Origin of the sequence: Paenibacillus sp. FSL H8-0261, from assembly GCF_045040645.1 — a bacterium.
Lineage (GTDB): Bacteria > Bacillota > Bacilli > Paenibacillales > Paenibacillaceae > Paenibacillus_AQ.
Genome location: NZ_CP150297.1, coordinates 3,489,353 through 3,511,235 on the forward strand (window position 1 = coordinate 3,489,353; position 21,883 = coordinate 3,511,235).

Consider the following 21,883-nt stretch of genomic DNA (forward strand, 5'->3'; position numbering starts at 1 on the left):
TCTCGCATGATTGCTTGCCAGCAAAATAAGTAGCTTTACAAACGCTTTCGCAGGGTTACCGGATTTCGAGGTTTTGTAGGAAGCGCTATCATTTAAATATAACAACTATACAACGCCTGACCGGAGTGAATTCTTGGCTTCGGGAGGAAGGAAGGACAGGAGCATGATTGGAAAAACCACTGAACTAAATCCTTTAATGACTAAGAAAAAGAAAGGTTATCCTGTGCGGCGTCTATTTAGAGATTGGTCATCTTGGATATTAATTGTCCCTACGCTGTTTGCCTTTTTCTTTTTTTCCTGGCAGCCGCTGGTCAAGGGCATTGTGCTCTCTTTTTTCAATACAGAGGGTTATAATGCCGTAAGCTTTGCCGGACTGCAGAATTACAAGGATGTGATACAGAACTCAGCATTTCAGCAGACACTGACCAACTCTTTCGTGTATGTGTTCTGGTCGCTGCTGATCGGTTTTGCTGTACCCATTATAGTCGCAGTTGTGATCAATGAGCTCAGGCATGGGAAATCGTTTTTCCGCTTTTCGGTCTTTTTTCCGAGCATGGTTCCCGGCATTGCTGCCTCGATGTTATGGATGTTTCTGTTTGAGCCTGGGAAGGGCGGCGTGCTGAATATTATGCTGAGCGCTCTGGGATTCCCGGTGCAGCAGTGGCTTCAGGACCCGGACATGACGATTATGCTGATTATTTTCACGATTACCTGGCGGAATTTCGGGGGAACGGTGCTGCTCTATCTAGCCAGTCTGCAAAGCATTAATCATGATCTGTACGAAGCGGCTTCCATCGACGGTGCGAATGTATGGCGGAGATTTAAAAGCATCACCATTCCGCAAATTTCCAGCATGATCGGATTAATGATGATTTTGCAGATCAGCGGTGTATTCCAGATTTTCAACGAGCCTCTGGTTATGACCGAAGGTGGGCCGAACAACGCCTCTATGACGTTAATGCTCCAAAGCTATTACTATGCGTTCCGGAGTTTTGAAGCAGGCCATTCCATGGCGCTGGGGGTTATTACTTTCCTTGTCCTGATGGTGCTAACTATTATATATTTCCGGCTGGATAAGAAATTGAACAGGGAGTAGAAGCTATGAAAACAAAAGAAGCATTTGGCATTATCGGCAATATAGAATACAGGTCACCTTGGGTACGCGTGCTGTATTGGTGCATGTTCATTCTGATGATTGTGCTTGCCGCCGTCTGTATTCTGCCTCCGGTCTGGATTATGGTTTCGAGTCTTAAAGACATCAAAGAGTTTTATGCGATCCCGCCTACCCTGATTCCTCGCTCATTCAATGTAAGCAAGCTATGGGAGACCTGGCAGGAATTTAACTTTCTCAGTTACTATCTGAATACGGCTTACTTAGCTGTCGGTTCTGTACTGTTCTGTCTTACGTTTAACGGGCTGGCAGGATATTTTTTTTCTAAGCTGAAGCCTCGAGGGAGTGCACTGCTGTTTGCCCTGATCGTGTGGACTATGATGGTTCCGAATACAGTCGGTATGGTACCGCTGTTCAAAAACCTGATTGATTTTCCACTGCTGCACTTGAATCTGACCAATACCTACTGGCCGATGTGGTTTATGGCTGCCGTGAATCCAGTGGTAATTCTGATCTTCAAGAACTTTTTTGATACCATCCCACTGGCGCTGCTGGAAGCGGCCAAAATTGACGGAGCGAGCACCATCGGCATTTTTATCAGGATAATCCTCCCGCTTAGCGGACCAGTTATGGCCACAATTACGATACTAACGATGAACAGTGTCTGGCAGGACTTCTTCTGGCCTTTTATGGTGCTGAAGGATAAATCGACCTGGTCGGTCATTGTGGCCATCTATAATCTGAAAGCGACTTTGCCGCAGGACATTCAGTTTATTGCGCTGACGTTTGCGATTCTGCCGCCGATTATTCTGTTTGTTTTTTTCCAAAAGTACATTATGAACGGACAATCCATGGGCGGCAGCATTAAAGGGTAACATCACCCGATCACAAACCATTTCACAGTTTTGCCCCGTAGGGTGCTGCAGAAGGTGCGTGGTAAGATGATTTCAGATTTAAAAGAAAGCGCTTTACATGTTGTGAAGAATGCTTTAACAATAAGACTAGGGGGAATTACATTGAGAATCGAACACACCAAAAAAATTACAGCTACACTGGCGCTAACGCTGCTTCTTACGGTCGGTCTGGCTGGCTGCGGAGGCTCCAAAGAAGAGAACGCCGGAGGGAATACGGAGGAAGCGAGCAACAAACAGGTGACGATCAAGGTTAGCAACTGGCCGAAGCCGAATGAGGAAGCCAAAATTGCCCAGTATGAGCAGCTCATGGCGAAGATGAAAGCTAATTATCCAGATATCACTGTGGACAAGGATGAATGGGGTTATGATGTCAGCTCTTTCTTGCCTAAAGCGGCTAGCGGTCAGCTTCCAACGGTTTACGAGACCTTTTTTACAGAAACAAGCAAAATTATCAAGGCAAATTACGCAGCTGATATAACGGATACTATGAAAAAATATGGCTATGATCAGGCGATCAATCCAGATCTGCTGAAGATGGTTACTAAAGACGGAAAATATTACGGGATTCCGAAGGACGGCTACGTGATGGGGATGCTGTACAATATGAATCTCTTCAAGGAAGCTGGACTGCTGGACGATAAGGGCATACCAAAGTTCCCTAAAACATATGAAGAGCTGGCACAAACTGCGCAGATCATCAAGCAAAAGACCGGTAAGGCGGGAATATTCCTGCCAACCAAAAGCGGCCAGGGCGGCTGGATGTTCATGAACATTGCTTGGGCTTACGGCGCGGAATTCGAGAAACAGGTGGATGGAAAATGGCAAGCGGTGTTCAATTCTCCAGAGGCAGCGGCGGCTCTGCAATATGTGAAGGACTTGAAATGGAAATATGATGTCCTGCCGGACAATAATCTGGTGGATGTTACGAATGACATGTTCCGCATGTTCGGAACCGATCAAGTCGCTATGAGCTTCGGCATGAATGACTGGCCTCCAGTCATCCAGCAGCAGACCAAAATGTCTAAAGATAATGTAGCAATGTCCGCCCTTCCAGTTGGACCGATCGGGAAACCTGTAACTCTGCTCGGCGGTGGTCTATATATGTTCTCGCCTAATGTAACCCCTGAGCAGATTGATGCTGGATTCAAATGGCTAAAAACCTACGGCTTCACACCGGAGTCCTCAGAAGAGGCATTAACTGGTTGGGATATTGAGAAAAAGACACTGAGTGATCAGGGGCTGATCGTAGGCCCTTACGGCCTGCGGATTTGGACAGATGAGAAACGGATTGGTGAAGAACAGAAGATTCTCGACAAATACAACAATGTGAACCTGGATTTGTTCCGTGATTATATGGACAACGGCAGCAAAGGCATGCGGGCAGAAGAGCCGGTCAACGCTCAGGAATTGTACCAGAAGCTGGATATTGTACTGCAAACCGTCCTAACGGACAAAAACGCAGATCCACTGGAGATTTTGACTAAGGCTGCTGAAGAATTCCAACGTGATTATCTCGACAAGGTGAAATAAGCACAGTCAAACGGCGGCGTCGTCCTTCTTAAGGGCGGCGATGCCGTTTCTGCGTGCATTGCCAAAATCTACTCTAAGGGATAAAGGAGAGGTGCATTATATGGCAGCAAAAGAATGGGGAGACTGGAGCGCGCAATGGATCTGGCCTTTGGATGAGGAAGGGACAGAAAGTTGGGAGCAGCAACACGAGCGAGTGTATTTTCGCAAAATGTTTGAGCTGCCAGCTGGAGCCGGGAGGGCCTACAGTCTGAATTTGGCCATTACTGCTGACAGTCGCTACAGACTCTTTGTTAACGGGCAGCGTTTATGGGCCGGTCCTTGCAAGGGTCATGGTCATGTACACTATTATGAGGAGTTCAATTTGGACGACGTTTTGGAACCAGGTATAAATGTGATTGCTGTTATGGTAGTTCATTATGCTGGGACTTCGCCATTTGAACTGGGTGAAGACGGTCCTCTATCGATTTGGCGCTCGCAAAAAGGCGGCTTGCTTGTAGAAGCGGATGTTATGAACAATGGGCAGCTTGTGCAGGAACTCAATACGGATACCTCATGGAAAAGCATTAGGGACCACAGTTACCGGCTTCAGCCGTTTCCGATTATGCGCTGGATGGGCGGATTGGAAGAGGTGGAGGGGGACGTTGCGCTGCTGGATTGGACACTGCCGGAATATGACGACAGCGCCTGGTTAGCCGCAAGGATTGTACAGCCGGTGCGGGATGATTATGGCCAATTGACCCCATGGCAACTGGACAAACGTCCGATTCCGCTGCTGTATGAGCGGGAGCAGCTCTTCCTAAAGCTGATGCGGAGCAGCAGTGGTGAAGGAGATGCCCTATTTGAAAAAGGGCATTGTCTGGAGCTGCGGAATGAAGCTAGTGAGGTTGCCCTGCCATTAGCAGGAATACATGTGGAAGCGAAGCAGCAGCTTTGGCTGGAGCTGGATGCAGGTGAGCTAATCACAGCTTATCCGCAGCTTAAGCTCCTTGGGGGTAAAGGTAGCCGGATCACCCTGCTTTACGCCGAGTGCTACGAAGAAGAGACTGGGGATGACGAGATCCGCCGCAAAGCTGTCCGCGATGATATGCGGGAGCATGTACTAAGAGGCGGATATGACAGCTACCACCCAGCCGGTTATGGCACCTCGATGCAGGTGGAAACCTATGAACCGTTCTGGTTTCGTACCTTCCGGTATGTCCGACTGGAGGTGCATACTGGAGCTGAACCTTTGACGATATCCGGCTTCAGTTATCGAGAGACTGGGTATCCGTTACTGGCGGAAGGAAGCTTTCATTGCAACGATGAACGATATAACCAGCTCTGGGAGCTGAGTGTCCGAACCCTACAACGCTGCATGCATGAGACCTACGAGGATACGCCGTATTATGAACAGCTGCAATATACCATGGATACCAAACTGATGATGGAGTTTACGTACCTGTTGTCAGGAGACGACCGATTGGCACAGAGGGCAATGGAAGATTATAGGGCTTCGCAGCTGCCAAACGGCATGCTGCAAAGCCGCTTCCCCTCCGTACTGCCACAGGTCATCCCCTCCTTCTCCTTGTATTGGATCGGGATGATTTATGACCACTACAGATCCTTTGGGGATTTGGATATCGTAAAACGGTATCGACTGCCACTGTTATCCGTATTGGACTGGTTCGATCAGCGACTGACACCACAGGGTCTGGTGGACAGAACGCCTCGCCAATATTGGAATTATTTCGACTGGGTAGAAGAATGGCCACTCGGTGCACCAGACTGTACGGAAGGTGCACCTGCAACCGTGCTTAGCTTGATGTATGCGGCCGCGTTGGAGCAAGCGGCTGAATTGCTTGCCGCCAGCGGGTGGACGCAGATTGCAATAGAATTACGTCAGCGCAAAGCCGTGGTCAATGCTGCGGTACTGGATTGCTGCCGCCAAACGAACAGTATGATGTTCCGCGACAGCCCGGAGGCGACTACAGAAACACAGCTTAGCCAGCATACGCAGGTCTGGGCGATTTTAGCTGGCACGGTGGACGCTGTAGAGGGGGCAGCACTACTAGTGACTACAATGGCTGACACATCACTGGCTAAACTTTCGCTGCCGATGAGCTATTATCTTTTTCGCGCGTTGGAACATTGCGGATTGTATGACCGCTCCTTCAGACTATGGGCTCGTTGGATGAAACAGCTGGATTTGAACCTCACTACACTCCCAGAAATGGACTCTGTTGGAACCAGAAGTGACTGTCACGCCTGGAGCGCGCTGCCGATCACTGAGTTCACAAGAGGGATATTGGGTGTCCGGCAAGGGATAGAGGGAATAACCATAAAGCCACATTGCGGCGAACTGCAACAGGCCAGTGGAATCGTAAGCACAAGTCTGGGTCCAATACATGTAAAATGGGAAATCCATTCAGAAGCGGGACATAAAAACTTCCATTTTGAAGCTAACTGGCCAGCCGGTTCGTCAATTACAATTATCTTGCCTAATCATGAAGTGCTGCTGACAGATGCAGGTTCTTTTTATAAGGAGATCGACATTAGTCACTTTAGCTGATAGTCTGATTTCAATTGATCTTCGTTTCGTTGATTCATACACCAGAGGGGGATGGGGAGTTATATGTTCAGATCATTCGGCCGCAACATCCGCCTTGTCCTGGTGCTGTTTATTACCGTTTACATTGTCGCTTCGAGTTTCATTTTGTACCGTACTATGGAGCATAGAAGCTTGGATATGTTGCGGCAGTTATCTGTTCAATACACTGGCCAGCAGCATAAGAATACTCTTTTGTTCATGAACTGGCTGGAGGAGACCTCCAAGCTTATCTCCAACAATCAGGTGGTACAAAACGCTCTGAAAAAACCAGCGTACGACGGAGCAATTTCTCCGATACTTGAGGGCATTCGCTCCTCTAGCAGTGACATTCTCGGCATTTATATTTGGGGTGAAGCAGGAGGGACTTACTCCTCGAGCAATGTGTCGGGGCTTCTCCCCTTTGCAGAGATCAAGAAGGTTCCGGGGATGGAACAATTTCTGGATAACCGGGAACAGACTTTGCGCTGGACGGTGCTGAACCGGGAACATCTAATGAACGCACCTTCTGATCTGCGCGACCGTCTGCTGCTTGAGGTGAAAATTCAGAATGGGGAGGGGCAAATTTTAGGTCTGCTCTCACTCGAAGTTGAGATTGACAAGCTGTACAGCTTCTACCTGTCAGGCAAAAATACGATCTACGGAGAGAATGAAGTTTATCTGCTGACAAGTAACGGAAAGCTACTGAGTGCGGCGGATGTTCCTATGAAGCGATTGCAAAAAATTAGAGCTGCGCTGGCCACACCGGAGAAGGATAATCCAGCTATGCCGGAAGAACAAGATAGTTCAAGTAGCGGTGCTATGGATTTGTTGGAGCGTGAAACGGCCGACGGCTTGATTTTGCTCTATCCGCTGCCCGAATCGGACGAGCGGATTGTCACCTATATCTCTGCAGACGGCATGAATGCAGAGCTGCGGACGTTTAAGTATTTAATGATCGGTTTAAACATCGTCGTGTTCATAGTGTTCTGGTTGCTGATTTCAATGCTTAGTGGCAGTATTGTTAATCCGCTGAAACAGTTGTATTTGAAAATTAACTCCACGATGAAAGACTAAGATTGGCAGTCGGAATGGCAGCAGAATGGCAGACAGAATCTATGAAGCATTGGAATTTCAGGTTACCCGCTAAAATCTGCAAAAGGTCACTGGCTAGCAGTGCTTATATCTACTTGGGCGGGAACCGATCACAGCGAATCTACTTCGTAGGGTTTTGTTCAACTATTGGGCTGGATAACGTTATGGTAAGATAATGCAATAGAACATATGGGGTGAAAAAATGAGAATGTATGCTCTTCTTACAGAACCAATAGGGGACATCAGTAAGGTAATGATTTATGAATCAAAGTATCGTGTTTATTTATTTCTATTTGAAACTCATGAAAATAAGGGTGCAAATGCTGACTATTGTTATGAAACATTAGAAGAAGCAATGGAATTCTGCAATGAGGAACTAAACATAGTTGAGGAACAGTGGGTTGTTATTAACGATCCCAAAGACGGGGAACAACACGATATTATTTATTAAACCAGTATTGACAGCATTGAGCAAACAGGAAACGTTACTGAAACGTAATAGCGACAGTCCAGGGCTTCATTTTCCCCGCGATATTGAGCAGAATATCTACCCACACTGCTCACACGTCAAAAAAAGAAATCGTTCTTTGTGAGAAAAGTGGAAGTACCACCTACCTCTCAAAAAAGGAACGATTTCTTTGTAATGTCCGCATTCATTAACAATCTTAGTTAATTGGGCAGCTCCTTCTTCAAGCTAATCGTAACCGTGGTGCCTTGCCCCGGAGTGCTGGAGATGCTTAGCCCATATTGAGGACCGTATTCCAGCTTGATCCGTTCGTCCACATTTCGCAACCCATATCCGCTCTGGAACAGCACATCTTCCTTAGCTTGGCTAAGTGTCGCGCCGTTGGCAAAGCCGACTCCATCATCCGTCACTGTAAAGCGAATCTCATCCTCCAGCAGCTCGCCTTTAATCCAGATCCGGCCCATGCCACGTTTCTCGCTGATGCCGTGTTTGATCGCATTCTCTGCGATAGGCTGAAGAATCAGCTTTAGAATGCGGACTTTGCGCAGCGATTCCTCAATATCGTATTCAATCTCGAATTTATTCGGGAAACGCATTTGCTCGACCGTCACAAAACTCTCTACCAAACGGATTTCTTCGTCGACAGTAACGAATTTATCGCCTTTATGCAGGCTAATCCGAAAAAAGGTCGCCAGAGAAGAAATCAGCCGCTCAATGTCGGGCTGCTTCTTCAGCCGGGCAATCCAGGCAATCGCATCCAACGTATTATAGAGAAAATGGGGATTGATCTGCGACTGCAGCGCAGTCAGCTCCGCCTTGCGCTGCTTCTCTTTTTCCTCATCTTTTTCAAGCATTAATTGGCTGATCCGTTCTACCATCTGATAGTAGCTGTTCTCTAGCTGGAAAATCTCATCGACCTGTGCCCGCTGCTCATAGACAGCTGCTAAGTCTTTTTTGCCAAACAGACTCAGCTTCTTCTTCAAGTTTAATAGTGGTCGGGTGATTTTGGCCGCCAGATAAAAGGAAAGAATCAGTAGGACAATGAAGGTAACACTGGCGAAAAGAAGGGCATTTCGGTTACCCTTGGCAATTCCCTCCAGCAACTTGTGGCTAGAAATCACACTGGTGAACTCCCAGCTAACGCCAAGCGTCTCCAACCTAGGATTCAAAGGATAAGTAGCAATGATATAGGAATTCCCGTTATCTGACCAGGTGCGGTAGCCTTCTTTCTGACCCGGACGAAGAGGGGCGTTCTCCTCCAAAAAATTGCCCAAGAGCCGCTTGTCGGGGTGAGATATAATCCGCTCGCTGGAAGTCAGGAAGGAGTAGCCAATGCCAGTGAAACTGGAGGAATAAAGATCTGCCAAGGCGGCTTCTCTGACATAGATGATGACGACCCCGATATTTTGCCCCGTATTGAAGTTCCGGAATTGCTGTCCGAAGGGGATATAGGCATTGCCGTCCCCATCCCGTTTGATTTCACCGACAACAGGCATGCTGCTCTCCTGTATACGTTTAATGAACAAGGCTTCGGGAACCTCGAGCATCTGCTCCTTGGACTGATAAGAGTAAAGCATATTATCATTGGTGTTGATGATTACATTGCCCACCAGATCATTCTGTGCCAGCATACCGTCGATGATAGCCCCGATCCGTAATTCCTTGTCTGCTGCCGGCAGGGAATCGTTATTAATGATCTGGTAAATGTCGCTGTTCACCAGAAATCGCAGGAACAACATCTGAATGTCATCGACCATCAACTCCACACTGAGCCCAATTTGGCGCTGAGTCTGGACCACATGGCGATACAGATCCTTTTGCAGATAGGTATAGGAATAGAAGTTGAAAATAACAAGCATCAGCACCAGATGCAGAGACAATCCCACTAACAGGACAACAACAATCCGACTTTTGATCTTGAACCTCCGCATCCAAGAATCCATCCGGTTGGCCATCGTTAGCTTAACCATAGGTTTTTGCATATTCGCTCGGCGGGATGCCCGTCATCTTTTTGAAAATCTGGCTAAAGTATTTGGAGTCGGTGAAACCAACCTGATTGCCCACCTCATAGACCCGGTACATCGGATTGCGTAGCATACGTTTGGCTTCTTCAATCCGATATTCCGTCAGACATTCATAGAAAGTCTTGTTCAAATCTTTGCGGAATAGATGCATTAAATGGGTTGGACTGACGAACACAGCAGCAGCAACCATCTCCACGGTAATGTTCCCAGCATAATGCTCCCGGATAAAAGCGAGGGCGTCTCTGATTTCACGCCGGCATCGAGCTCCGGCCTCTTCCTCAGCGTACAACACGCGTTCAATACCAGACAATGCACGCTGCGCAGCAAGCACAGCCTGTTTGTATGAATCTACGATTCCGTTCCATTTTTCAGTTGGTTTGCCGATGCCAACGCTAAGAGCCTGGCCGAAGTGCTGCTGGCTCCATTCCGATAGCTGCTTACCTAATCTGCGGGCAGAATCACCGGCAAGCTCAGGTTCATCGGTTCGGAGAATCATAACCCACTCCAGATGACTATCGCGGAATAGACAGAGCTGTTCAAAAGAATACGCTTCCAGAATAACCGCTGCTTCATCCTCCAACGCTTTGCCTACATCAGTTCCTTGAAGACCATTATCAGCAGGGAAGGCTATGGACAGCGGCAGCATAGCTTTTCCTGATTCCAATTGCAGCTCCAGCAGCTTTATTTTGCTGGTAATGAATTCCTCACTATGCAGCTGGCCATGCAGTAAATCCTGCCAGAATTGTTTGGATATCGCGGCAATTTCCTCATTAAGCTGTGAATATCGCTTGGAGAGTTGCTTTTTCTCCAGGATTTCATCGCCAACGCTTCGTACTGTATCTGCGAGTTCTTCTATATTAATGGGCTTCAGCAAATAGGTGGAGGCACCATAACGTAATGCAGCCTGCGCATATTGAAATTCGTCATAACCGCTAAGTACGACAATGCCTACGAGCATGTCCTGCTCCCGTATTTTCTCGATAAGTTCAAGACCGTTCATATACGGCATACGGATATCGGTAATAATCACATCCGGGCGGTGCTGTAGTGCAAGCTCCAAACCCTCCTCGCCATTGCTGGCTTCTCCTATGATCTCGACGTTGTATTCTGCCCAGTCTATGGTTTGGGTGATGCCCATACGGACGAGATATTCATCATCTACTATAAGCGCTTTCAACATTGGCCTCACCTCGAAGTAGTTTCTAATATGTCTTACAGTCATTATAAACATGAAACCTCTTTTAGAGGAGCGGTAATTTCTCAGTTGTCAGGATCACAAACGATTTCGCAGTATGTTCACCGGTGGCTAAGTACAAAAATGTCCGCATAGCCGAAGTTCTAAACATTTCAACAGCTTAACAAACCGTTTCATAGGATTCCATCCTAACTTTTGCAAAATGTACTGTGATAGACTTTAACCGTAAAAGAGCGGTAAGCGCTTTTATAAATACATGACATCGAAATTGAACGCTGTAGGAGGAGTACCCTTGATACAAAATTCATTTATTCCATTCGGGTTTCAATATTACCGTTCCCCAACCCCATTCCGGGATCAATGGGAGAAAGACCTAAGCAATATTGCCGGGCAGGGCTTCAATTGTGTGAAGTATTGGGTGCAGTGGCGCGCCAGCGTGTCCAAAGAAGGGATCTACCAGTTCGATGATATTCAGGAGCTGATGGATATTGCTCAACAGAATGGCTTAAAGGTCATTTTGAACGTGATTTTCGATGTGGCGCCAGCCTGGTTTTATAAAAAACATCCTGATTCCAAAATGATCACAGCAGACGGTTCCGTTCTGGAACCAAGGGCAATTAACTGCCGCCAGATTGGCGGAGCTCCTGGACCTTGTTATCACCATGCAGCTGCAGCCACGGAGAAGGCGAAATTTCTGGCGGAAACAGTGAAGATTTTCAAAGATCATCCTGCACTCTGGGTGTGGGATTTATGGAATGAGCCTGAGCTGACGACAGGGATTAAGCGCAAGCTGTCATTTGACAACCAGGTATGTTATTGCGAGCACTCAGTGCTGGCATTCCAAGAATGGCTGAAAAATAAATATATTACTCTGGTAGCTCTGAACGAGTCATGGCAGCGGACTTACGGAAGCTGGGAAGAAGTAGAGGCACCGCGTGGGCAAGGCGTATTCAATGATTTGGTGGACTGGCGGCTGTTCATGTCTGGTACTTTGACAGTTGAGCTGCGGAGCCGGGTAGATACTGTGAAGTCACTGGATCTGCTGCATCCTGTTATGGCACATACTGTGCCAGCTCCTATTTTTAATATGATTACAGCAGGATCAGATGACTTTAAGCTGTCTGAGCCCTGTGACCTGACAGGCAATAGCCTAGGGTCCTCAGCTTGGTCGGCTGATCTACTGATCTCTGCCGCCAAAGGCAAACCGATCATCAACTCAGAGATTCATGCGCTGCCTGGCAATACGGCGATGAAACCGCGCCAGCCGGAGCTGCGAGAAATGAAGCGGCATATTCTGACCCCGCTCGCCCGTGGCATCACGGGATATCTGTTCTGGCAGTATAGACCGGAGGTATTAGGACAGGAGGCTCCGGCTTGGGGTAGTGTGTATTTGGACGGAAGTCCAACCCCATGGTACAAGGATATGGCCCAACTAAATAAGCTTGTGCAAGACAATAAGCAAGAGCTTTTACAGGCAAAACGGCGTGGGGACGGGATTGCTATTCTATTCAGCCCACAGAACCAAATCGCAAACTTTGCTGCCCATGATCATTTGGACACCTATAACGATTCCCTGCAAGGCGTCCATAAACTGCTACATGATCTTAATTATAAAGTGGAATTTCTGCATGAGTCGGATGTTACGGAAAAGACATTGGACCAATACCGCTGCTTGTGGATGCCTTATCCACTGTATCTGAACCGTAAACTGTGTAACCTCCTGCGTGAGTGGGTTGAAAAGGGAGGCATATTGATTTCGGAATGCTCCTTCGGAGCGCTTCAGGCAGAGAATGGCTGTCACAGCTATACAGTTCCCGGTTATGGATTTGATGAAGTCTTTGGGGTTCGGGAGACTTGGATTCATTCTGCCGAGAACCTGGATCATAGCTATCATCAGGTAGCATTCGAATCACGGACGGCGATCCCACTCCTTAATGTAATGAAGCACAGCAAGGAAGGGGACGCAGCTGCAGATGATAAGGCACACGGCTCCTATTACAAATCAGATATTTCGCTGCAAAGTCATGTGAAGGTCCTAGCCGAATTTGCCGAGGACAACATGCCTGTGTTGACGGCCGCCGCTTATGGAAATGGGCGTGCTGTGTGGTTCGGTACCTTACTTGCGGCTGCCTACTGGCAGGATGGACATACCGGAACGCTCCAGTTGGTGCGCGATCTTTTACAGCAGGAATTGAAGCTACAGCCAAATGTGCAAGTAAGCGGAGGTGTCCGCGCTGATCTTTCCGAGTGGGAAGTTGAAGAAGACAGAGGTGCGTTCCTCTATGTGCATAATGAAGGGAACACGTTGGCAGAAGCCAAAGTTACGCTGCCTGCCAATTATACTTCAGCAGAGCCATGGTTTGACGATGGGAATGCCAAATTTCAGCCAATAAATCCGTTTGAACCTTCAACAACTCACCTGTCTATACGGGTAGAAGCTGGAGATGTTCAAGTATTTCGATTATCTTAGCCGGCAGCAGTTAAGGTCGGAGATTATAGAGCTGGTGTAAGCCAGCCAAAGGAGTGTATCCATTTGGGTTTGTTAGATTATGTTAATCCATTACAGGGGACTAAGTCGGATTTCCGCTACTCACACGGCAATACGCTGCCGCTTACAGCGATGCCATTTGGCATGGCGGCTTGGAGCCCACAAACCCACGAAGCAGGGGGGACCTGGTTCTTCCATCCGCACCATCGCCACCTGGAGGGCATACGACTAACTCACCAGCCCAGTCCTTGGATCGGAGATTATGGACATCTAACACTGTTGCCGCAGACTGGACCGTTATTGCTCAGTCCTGATTCGCGCTCATCTTCCTTTAAACCGGAAGAGATGCAAGTGTCCCCACACTACTTCGGTGTGTCTCTTCAGCGATATCGTACCCGACTGGAGCTGACCCCTACAGAGCGCTGTGCAGTGATTAGAATAACATACGTTAAGGGACAGCAGAACAGGCTCATAATAGCACCGCTAAAAGGCGAATCTCAACTCACCTTTCAACCGGAGAAACGCAGGATCATCGGCTTTACAAGAGGCCATACCGCCGGGGTACCCGATAATTTCGCGATGTATTTCGTCTTCCAATTCGACACAGACATTCTCATGGAGGATTCGGGAATCTTTGACGGGGAGTACCAACCTCTAGGGACGTATGAAGGAACCGGCGATAAGCTGGGCGCATACGTAGAATTAAACATACCGGAATCCGGTGTAGTAGAAGTGAAATGCGGCACTTCTTTTATTAGTGGGGAGCAAGCGCAATTGAATCTCGATCGGGAGGTTGGTGGGCACAGCTTCGGAGAGATCTTGAGCGAAGCAGAGGCAGGCTGGGAAGAACGGCTGAGCCGCATCGTTGTCGAAAGCCCGGATGAAGAGAACCTCCGTACCTTTTACAGCTGTATGTACCGGATCTGCCTGTTTCCTAGAACATGGCATGAATATAACGAGCAGGACGAGCAAATTCATTACAGTCCTTTTAACGGCAGCATTTGCCGGGGTCCAATGTATTCAGATATCGGATTGTGGGATGTATACCGGACTAGCTTCCCGTTATACAGTATTCTGTTTCCATCCTTGCTAGGCGAAATCATGCAGGCTTGGACATTAGCTTACGGTGAAAGCGGCTGGCTGCCGAAGTGGCTGTCGCCAGGCGAACGCAGTGCCATGCCCGGCACACTGATCGATGCGGCAGCTGCGGATGCCGTGGTTAAGGGCATCGGCGGCTTCGACGCAGAGGTACTATATGAAGGTTTGCTGAAGCATGCAGATCGTCCGGCTACAGACGAGAAGCTAGGTAGACGGGGGCTAGAATTGTATTTGCAGCACGGCTATCTGCCGCATGATCGTTTTCATGAAAGTGTAAGCAACACGCTGGATTATATATACGGGGACTTCTGTATAGCCCAGATAGCCAAAGCACTCGGCAAAATGGATGATTATGAGCGTTTTATGGACCGGGCGCAGAATTACAAGCTGCTGTTTGATGCCGAGGTTGGTTTTATGAGAGGCCGTAACGAGGACGGTACTTGGCAGGAAGGATTTGATCCTTTAGCGTGGGGTGATCCGTTCTGTGAAGGTGGGGCTTGGCAAGGTAGCTGGGCAGTTCCCCATGACTTCCCGGGATTAGCCAGTCTGATGGGTGGCGAGGAAGCTTTTGTTCGGCGAATGGACCAGTTAATGGCCGAGGAACCGATATTCAAAGTGGGATCTTATGGCTTGGAAATTCATGAAATGTCGGAAATGGCTGCGGCCGATTTAGGGCAGTTTGCCATCAGCAATCAGCCCAGCTTCCATATTCCTTATATTTTCGCCAGACTCGGGGCGTTGTCCAAAACACAGTACTGGGTTCGCAAAACCATAGCTAAACTATTCAACAGTGGAATGGATGGGTTGCCCGGCGACGAGGATAATGGCAGCATGGGTGCCTGGTATATTTGGAGCGCCATCGGACTGTATCCGTTAAGTCCCGGGATTCCCGAATATGTGCTAGGCAGCCCTCTATTTGATAAAGTAACGTTTCGGCTTGAAAATGGGCGGCAATGGGTCATTGAAGCGCAAAACAACAGCCCTGCCAATGTGTACAGTAAATCGGTCCACTGGAACCATACGCTTTGGGAGCACCATTCTTTGCCTCATGAAGAGATTATCAAAGGCGGCGTCCTGAGCTTCAGTATGTTTTCGGGTTAGCCCCAACATAAGAGCAATGCTAAGCAGTCCGGAACATTCTGGGCTGTTTTTGTATTTATAGATGGAGCATCTTGCTCTTTTTAGGCAAATGGTGAAATGGCAAACCATTTCGCAGCATTCCCGCCTGTTTTTTCAAAGGTAACATGTCTAATATCGAAGAGAATGAAAGCGCTTAATATGAGTGCAGAGAGGAGGAATCAACTTATGACTTTAAGACTTCATTCCAAAAGAAATCGACTTATCACTATTTTGTTCGCTCTGATTGCGGGAAGCCTGCTGCTGATTGGCGCGATGAATGTGCAGGCTCCACAAGCAGAAGCACCACTTCTGACCCTTAACGGACAGGAGGTCACTGCAGCGGAGTTCAACTGGCATCTTCAAATGAATCGGGCACTGACTGCTGATTACTTCAAACAGACCTACGATGCCAACTACTCAGAGAAATTCTGGTCTACCGACTATTCCGGCGAAAAACCAATCCACAGGTGGATAAAAGAATCCCAGACACAGCTACTGACGAAGCGGATAGAGTTGCAGCTTGCTCAAGAAGCAGGGGTGGTATCGGATATCAGCTTTGAAGGTTTTCTAAAAGGAATGGAGCACGAGAATCAACGGAGGAGTCAGGCGGCAGCGAATAAGGAAGTGGTGTATGGTCCTCTTCATCTGGAAGCGCAGGCCTATTACAGTTATTACATGAGCAACCTTGAGGATGCCACGATTGAGGCAATGCGCAGCAACGGAGGTATCGTGATTTCAGATGAACAGGTAAGGCTGGAATATGAAGCAAAGCAAGCTGCTAAATATTCTCGGCCGGGAGCTATACATCTTGAATGGGCATCACTGCGCTTTGGTCCGGAAACAGAATACAAGGATCAGCAGGAGGCCATGGAGAAAATGGAATTGCTCCGGGCAGCAGCAACAGCAGAAATAAGATCAGACGCAGGCATCCATCAGCAGGCAAAAGAGCTGGGTATAAACGTGGGCGAAGTCAAAATAACAAGTGCTTCCCGGCGAACTGCAGCGCTGGAAAATCCTAAGGTATTGCTTGCTGCAGATCAGCTTGCACCTGGACAGATTAGTGGCTTGTTTGCTGAAAATGGGGCCATCCATCTACTTTACTGTCTATCGGTAGAGGATGCAGGAGTTATACCTTTCGATCAAGTGAAGGATGCTATCACACTTCATTTGGCGCAACAGAAGTTTAGATCCATGGTGGACGATAAGCTATCCAAAGCTGTCCCAGAATGGAATTACCCAATGGCTGAAAGACTCGCAAACCAAGCCATTCAATAAATGTTCAAGGGGGAATAACACAACAATGTTAAAAAAACTCGCAAAATCACTGCTAATGATGGTTCTGATCTTTACGACAGTGTTCCCAGTAATGGGTGCTTCTGCCCATGCTGAAGAGACGTATGCCGATGATTTCTCTGCTCTGCCAGCAGCGGAGCTGCGTTCGGAGAATTGGTTGATTGACAGCAGCAATCCTCAATTCTTCGGCGGAGATGCTACGCGGTTGGTCAGGACATCCACGGATACCGGTTATGCCGTTTATTCATTAACAGGAATTCAGTCGTTTACGCTTCAGGCCTATTATTTCTCTGGCTCAACAGCCGTAATCAAGTTCTACGGATCGGGCGATGCGACAGCGTGGACGGAGCTTCCGTCCATTAATGACAGTCCTACAGCAACCGGTTCTGGTTGGTATGGAACAATATACACGCCCGCAGGTACACTTCCGAATGATATCAATTATCTCAAAATCGAGATCAGCGGCGACCTCGACAGCTGGCTGATGCAGCTCGGACACCTTACGCTCTCCAATGTATCACTTGCACCTCAAACGATTAACGATGAGCTTGATGACGTTTCACAGCTCTATGCATTTAGTACAAATTGGTCTTTAGATACAAGCAATCCCACTTTTTTTGGTGGAGATCATTCTCGTGCAGTGAGAACAGCAGATTCGGCAGAATCACTTGTGTACCATTTGCATAATTTGCAGCATTTCATCGTCCGTCTGCATTCCTTTGCCGGGTCTAGCGGAAGCATAAAGTTCTATGGATCGGCGGATGCATCCACCTGGACAGAGATTTCAGCAATACATGAAGCTCCACAATCTACAGGAGATGCAGCTTGGACCGGGACGAATTATACCCCAGCACAAGGGATTCCTTCAGGCATTCATTATTTAAAAATAGAGCTCAGCGGCGATTCCGCCCCTTGGCTGATGCAGCTAGGATCGGTCTCCTTGTCCAACCGCTTGCGTGGAGATGGAGGGAACAGCGGTGGAGACGGAGATTATTACGTCGATTCATTTGCAGGCAGCGACAGCAATGATGGAAAAACACCTGAGACAGCCTGGAAGACCTTCTCTGTAGTGAACGAGACCACCTTTGAGGCTGGAGACCGAATTTTGTTAAAGAAGGGCGGAATCTGGAATGAACAATTATATCCTAAGGGTAGTGGAACAGACGATAAACCGATAACAATCACTGCCTATGGCAGCGGAAGTAAACCGACTATCAATGGTGGAGGCATGGCCGGAGCAGCTGTATACCTGCGCAACGCCTCAAACTGGGTAATTCGGGATCTTGAGGTTACTAATTATGCTTCCGAGAGAGGAACCATTTACCGGGAAGGCATAATGGTGGAGAACGCAAACGGAGGAACTTTAAGAAATATCCACATCCAGGATAACTATATACATGATGTATCAAGCAGCTTCCGTTATCCGACAGTTTCCGGTGCAGAAGGTGGTCCACATGCGTTCGGTGGAATCTCCGTATATGTGGGCGGAACGACGGGCACGGACAAATTTGATGGGGTATGGATCGAAGGCAACACGGTCGAACGAATTGGACGGACAGGAATTGTGGTATGGGATCAGCGTTTCAACGGAGCCGACTATGCTACGGTCAATGTTACGATCCGCGGAAATTATGTCAAACAAGCAGACAGCGACGGCATCCTCACCTTCGGTGCGGACGGAGCGTTAATTGAGCATAACATAGCAGAAGAAGGTGGGAACTACTCCGAAGAAGGCGAGTTTAACGGCTCAGCCGCAATCTGGCCAACTCGGGGCAAGAATAATATCGTGCAGTTTAATGAGTCCTTTAACACAAATAAACCAGAGGGAGATGGTCAGGGCTTCAATCTGGATATTGATACTATGGACAGTGTAGTTCAATATAATTACAGCCATGGCAATAAGGGCGGATTCATGCTTTTTGTCGATGCCCGTTTAACTCCAGGAGTGCTGACTGGCTCCTCTAACAATGTAGTCAGATACAACATCAGCCAGAATGATCTGACGCATACGTTTAATTTTGCAGGTGGGGTTACGCCGGATACGCAAATCTATAACAATACGATCTTTATCGGCACTGGGCAAAACACCAAAATAATCGACCATGAATGGGACGACGCAGGAAATATCAACGCTCCCTATACGTTCAGGAACAATCTGGTCTACAACCTTGGACAGGGAGGTTATAATCTGCCCGGGGTAAATGGCAGCTTCGACCACAACCTGATGTATGGAAATCATCCAGTAAGCGAGCCGGAAAATACGAATCCCGTCACAGCGAATCCGCTCTTGGTTGCTCAGGGCAGCGGTGGAATTGGCTGGAATACAGTGGACGGTTACAAGTTAAGAGAAGGCTCCCCTGCGCTTGGGGCTGGTGCAATCATTGCAGACAACGGAGGCCGTGACTATTGGGGCAACTCTATCTCAGCAGAAAATCCACCGAATATCGGAGCCTATAATGGACCCGGACTTGATCCTGCCACACTGCCTGAAGCACCTGTGGATGATCTGCGATTATATTTTCAAGGCTTAAAAATTGCTCCTCATATTACAGATGGTAGAAACGGAGGCATATCCCTTCAACTTCAGTTTACAAACAGTTCTGGAGTAGACCCTCTGAGAATTAACAAAATTTCCTGGAAAATAGGAGAAGGAAGTGATCAGCTCAGTGGTAGCCAGTCGCAACTAGCTGAAATCGCTCCGAATAACAAATTTACTTATCCAATTCCTTTGCCGGGATTCTCTGAAAGCGTTAAATATCCACTAGAGTTGACCGTTGACCTTGAAGGCTATGAGACAGTTCACCTCAAGCAAAACATAGATATTAACCGGATGAAGCATCAGTCAGACACAGGAACTCCCTCGCTGATTGATCTTGCAGACGGAACCCCTTTGTTGAGCGGGTATAACGGTGCAGATGATCTTAGCGGAACAGCGCAATTACGCTGGGACGCGGATAACATTTATTTGACCGCCGATATCCGTGATGATGTATTCAGCCATAACGCTTCCGGGATTAATATTTGGCAAAATGACAGTATTCAATTCAGCTTTGCTCCCGGTATACCGGGCGATAGCCAATCCTGGTATGAATACGGAATATCGCAGACACCAGAGGGGCCACAAATTTACCGTTGGCTCTCTATGAAGGGAGCCGCTACCGGAGTGTTAACCAAGGGAACACTAAGTGTAGACCGAAATGAAGCGACTAAGATTACCTCATATGCACTGGCACTGCCGTGGAGCGAAGTAAGTCCAATTCGAGGAAAGGGAGGCAATGTCTTGAGCTTCTCGATGTTGGTTAACGATAATGATGGAACGGGCCGAAAAGGGTATATTGAGTGGGGATCAGGCATTGGCGCTGCGAAGGATCCGGCACTTTTCCGCACCTTCCAGTTTATGAATGTCGAAGATGAGGAGGAGACACAACCGAGTGATAATGCTGATTTGAGCTTTTTGAGTATGGACGGTACAGATATTTCCGGGTTTGACCGTAATACATTGACCTATACAATAAATGTACCCTTTTCTAAAACAGCCGTGACTGTTACAGGGATACCTTTAGATCCGAAAGCCAAATTAACAGTAACTGGCGGAAGTGAACTAAAAGTAGGAGAAAATAGCGTCAGCATCAAAGTTACCGCCGCAAATGGAACAACAACAAAGACCTACACTTTGAAAGTGGTACGGAGTGAAGACCGCGGGGGAACGGATACCCCCGGCAGTTCGTCCGGCAACAATAATGGCGGGATCAATAGTAACAGTGGAGGGAAAATAGTTAATCCAGTGAATATAATCTCAGCCGGCCGTATTCAGATTCAGGCTTCACCTGATGCTGAAGGAATACGCCTTGCACAGCTTCCTACTGGAGAAATTCAAAAAGCGATGAAGGGTGTGCAAGATGGTGCATTGGTACTTGAGCTTACTAAATTAGATGCCACAGCTAAGGGTGTAACCTTTCAATTGCCCGTTACCGAACTGAAAGAGAATGTTACCTCTCTTACAATAAAAGCAGGTGCAACCACCGTAACGTTCCCAATTGACAAGAGGGGTAGCAATATTCCGGAGGGTTCCAAGCAGTTGGAGCTGTCCATTCATTTTGTTGATCCTTCAACCCTTTCTGTTGCATTAAAAGAGAAATGGAAAACGCATGCTGTGTACCGGATCTCCTTGATGGTTGATGGAAAGCAAATAGAAACATTAAGTCAATCCGCGGCAATGAAGGTATCGTTTGGATATAAATTGAATCCTAGTGAAGCGCCGAATCAAGCCATCGTCTATTCTATTACCCGCGAGGGGCTGGCGGAAGTGGTCAAGAACTCCAAATACGTTTCAGGTACAGAGAGCATCACTTTCACAACACGGAACTTCGGATTATACGCTACAGCGAATGGAGATATACACTTCTCTGATGTCAATTCGGACTTCGCTGCTATCCTAGAAGCGTTGGCATCTCGTGATTTGGTTCACGGCACAGGCGATGGCAAATATGAGCCTGCCCGCCAAATCACCAGAGCAGAGTTTGTTCAACTGCTGGTATCGGCACTGGACCTTCAGGCTGAGAACAGCAATACTTTCGAAGATGTGAGTCCAGACGCTTGGTATTACCAAGCTGTCTCAACAGCTCAGGCGCTTAAGATTGTTAACGGACGCAGCGAAGGCTTATTTGGCGCAAAAGAACCGATTACTCGCCAAGAAATGGCTGTTATTTTGTTTCGCGCTCGGAGTTTAGCTGCTCTTCAGCCGGATTACTCCAGCAAAACCGTAGTATTTGCTGATCAGAAGCAAATCGGAGCTTATGCCAGGGAAGCAGTTGAGTACCTGCAGCAGTCAGGGATAATCAATGGTTATTCCGACGGAACCTTCAGACCACTGAATCTGACCACCCGTGCGGAGGCTGCTGCTTTGATTTATAGAATTATGGGATTGTAATCATCACAAAAGAGCTGGAGCCTACTGTATTTGGCTCCAGCTCTTTTTCTTGCATGT

At 47.8% G+C, this 21,883-nt stretch carries 12 protein-coding genes; 10 read left to right on the forward strand and 2 right to left on the reverse strand.

All coding sequences use genetic code 11. The annotated features are described in order from the left end of the window. Nucleotides 1-163: 163 nt before the first annotated feature. From MHI27_RS15515 to MHI27_RS15540, 6 genes are all read left to right on the forward strand, one after another. A complete protein-coding gene (locus tag MHI27_RS15515) occupies nt 164-1,096 on the forward strand; it encodes a carbohydrate ABC transporter permease (protein WP_218640913.1) in 933 nt (310 codons plus the stop codon). Between the two features lie 5 nt (nt 1,097-1,101). Then, the gene (locus tag MHI27_RS15520) at nt 1,102-1,986 is read left to right on the forward strand and encodes a carbohydrate ABC transporter permease (RefSeq protein ID WP_076286758.1); all 885 of its coding nucleotides are present in this window, start codon (nt 1,102-1,104) and stop codon (nt 1,984-1,986) included. Between the two features lie 141 nt (nt 1,987-2,127). Next, nucleotides 2,128-3,555, forward strand: coding sequence for an ABC transporter substrate-binding protein (locus MHI27_RS15525; RefSeq protein ID WP_405174107.1), 1,428 nt, complete (start codon nt 2,128-2,130; stop codon nt 3,553-3,555). Nucleotides 3,556-3,655: 100 nt separating this feature from the next. Next, on the forward strand, nt 3,656-6,103 hold the full coding sequence (locus MHI27_RS15530; RefSeq protein ID WP_405174108.1) for an alpha-L-rhamnosidase N-terminal domain-containing protein: 2,448 nt from the start codon (nt 3,656-3,658) through the stop codon (nt 6,101-6,103). Nucleotides 6,104-6,166: 63 nt separating this feature from the next. After that, nucleotides 6,167-7,195 carry a cache domain-containing protein gene (locus MHI27_RS15535; protein WP_405174109.1) on the forward strand — a complete coding sequence of 343 codons (1,029 nt, stop codon included), beginning with the start codon at nt 6,167-6,169 and terminating at the stop codon, nt 7,193-7,195. Between the two features lie 220 nt (nt 7,196-7,415). Continuing rightward, nucleotides 7,416-7,664 (forward strand): hypothetical protein, encoded by a 249-nt coding sequence (locus MHI27_RS15540; protein ID WP_042188352.1) that lies wholly within the window; start codon nt 7,416-7,418, stop codon nt 7,662-7,664. Between the two features lie 218 nt (nt 7,665-7,882). Here the strand turns inward: MHI27_RS15540 and MHI27_RS15545 are convergent, their stop codons facing one another. Both MHI27_RS15545 and MHI27_RS15550 read right to left on the reverse strand, forming a co-directional pair. After that, entirely contained in the window at nt 7,883-9,661 is a 1,779-nt protein-coding gene (locus MHI27_RS15545) for a sensor histidine kinase (RefSeq protein ID WP_081382913.1), read from the reverse strand. Next, nucleotides 9,642-10,883: a response regulator gene (locus MHI27_RS15550; RefSeq protein WP_405174110.1), complete on the reverse strand. Its 1,242-nt coding sequence runs from the start codon at nt 10,881-10,883 to the stop codon at nt 9,642-9,644. Before MHI27_RS15550 ends, MHI27_RS15545 begins: the two co-directional genes overlap by 20 nt. 307 nt (nt 10,884-11,190) lie before the next feature. On the opposite strand from MHI27_RS15550, the gene MHI27_RS15555 reads away from it, so the two are divergent. The 4 genes from MHI27_RS15555 to MHI27_RS15570 all read left to right on the forward strand — a co-directional run bounded on the left by MHI27_RS15555 (nt 11,191) and on the right by MHI27_RS15570 (nt 21,826). Next, on the forward strand, nt 11,191-13,368 hold the full coding sequence (locus MHI27_RS15555; protein ID WP_405174111.1) for a beta-galactosidase: 2,178 nt from the start codon (nt 11,191-11,193) through the stop codon (nt 13,366-13,368). A 57-nt stretch (nt 13,369-13,425) separates the two neighbouring features. After that, nucleotides 13,426-15,585 carry a GH92 family glycosyl hydrolase gene (locus MHI27_RS15560; protein ID WP_405176750.1) on the forward strand — a complete coding sequence of 720 codons (2,160 nt, stop codon included), beginning with the start codon at nt 13,426-13,428 and terminating at the stop codon, nt 15,583-15,585. 204 nt (nt 15,586-15,789) lie between these two features. Next, entirely contained in the window at nt 15,790-16,878 is a 1,089-nt protein-coding gene (locus MHI27_RS15565) for a hypothetical protein (RefSeq protein WP_405174112.1), read from the forward strand. A gap of 25 nt (nt 16,879-16,903) precedes the next feature. After that, the gene (locus tag MHI27_RS15570) at nt 16,904-21,826 is read left to right on the forward strand and encodes an S-layer homology domain-containing protein (protein WP_405174113.1); all 4,923 of its coding nucleotides are present in this window, start codon (nt 16,904-16,906) and stop codon (nt 21,824-21,826) included. Nucleotides 21,827-21,883 lie beyond the last annotated feature (57 nt).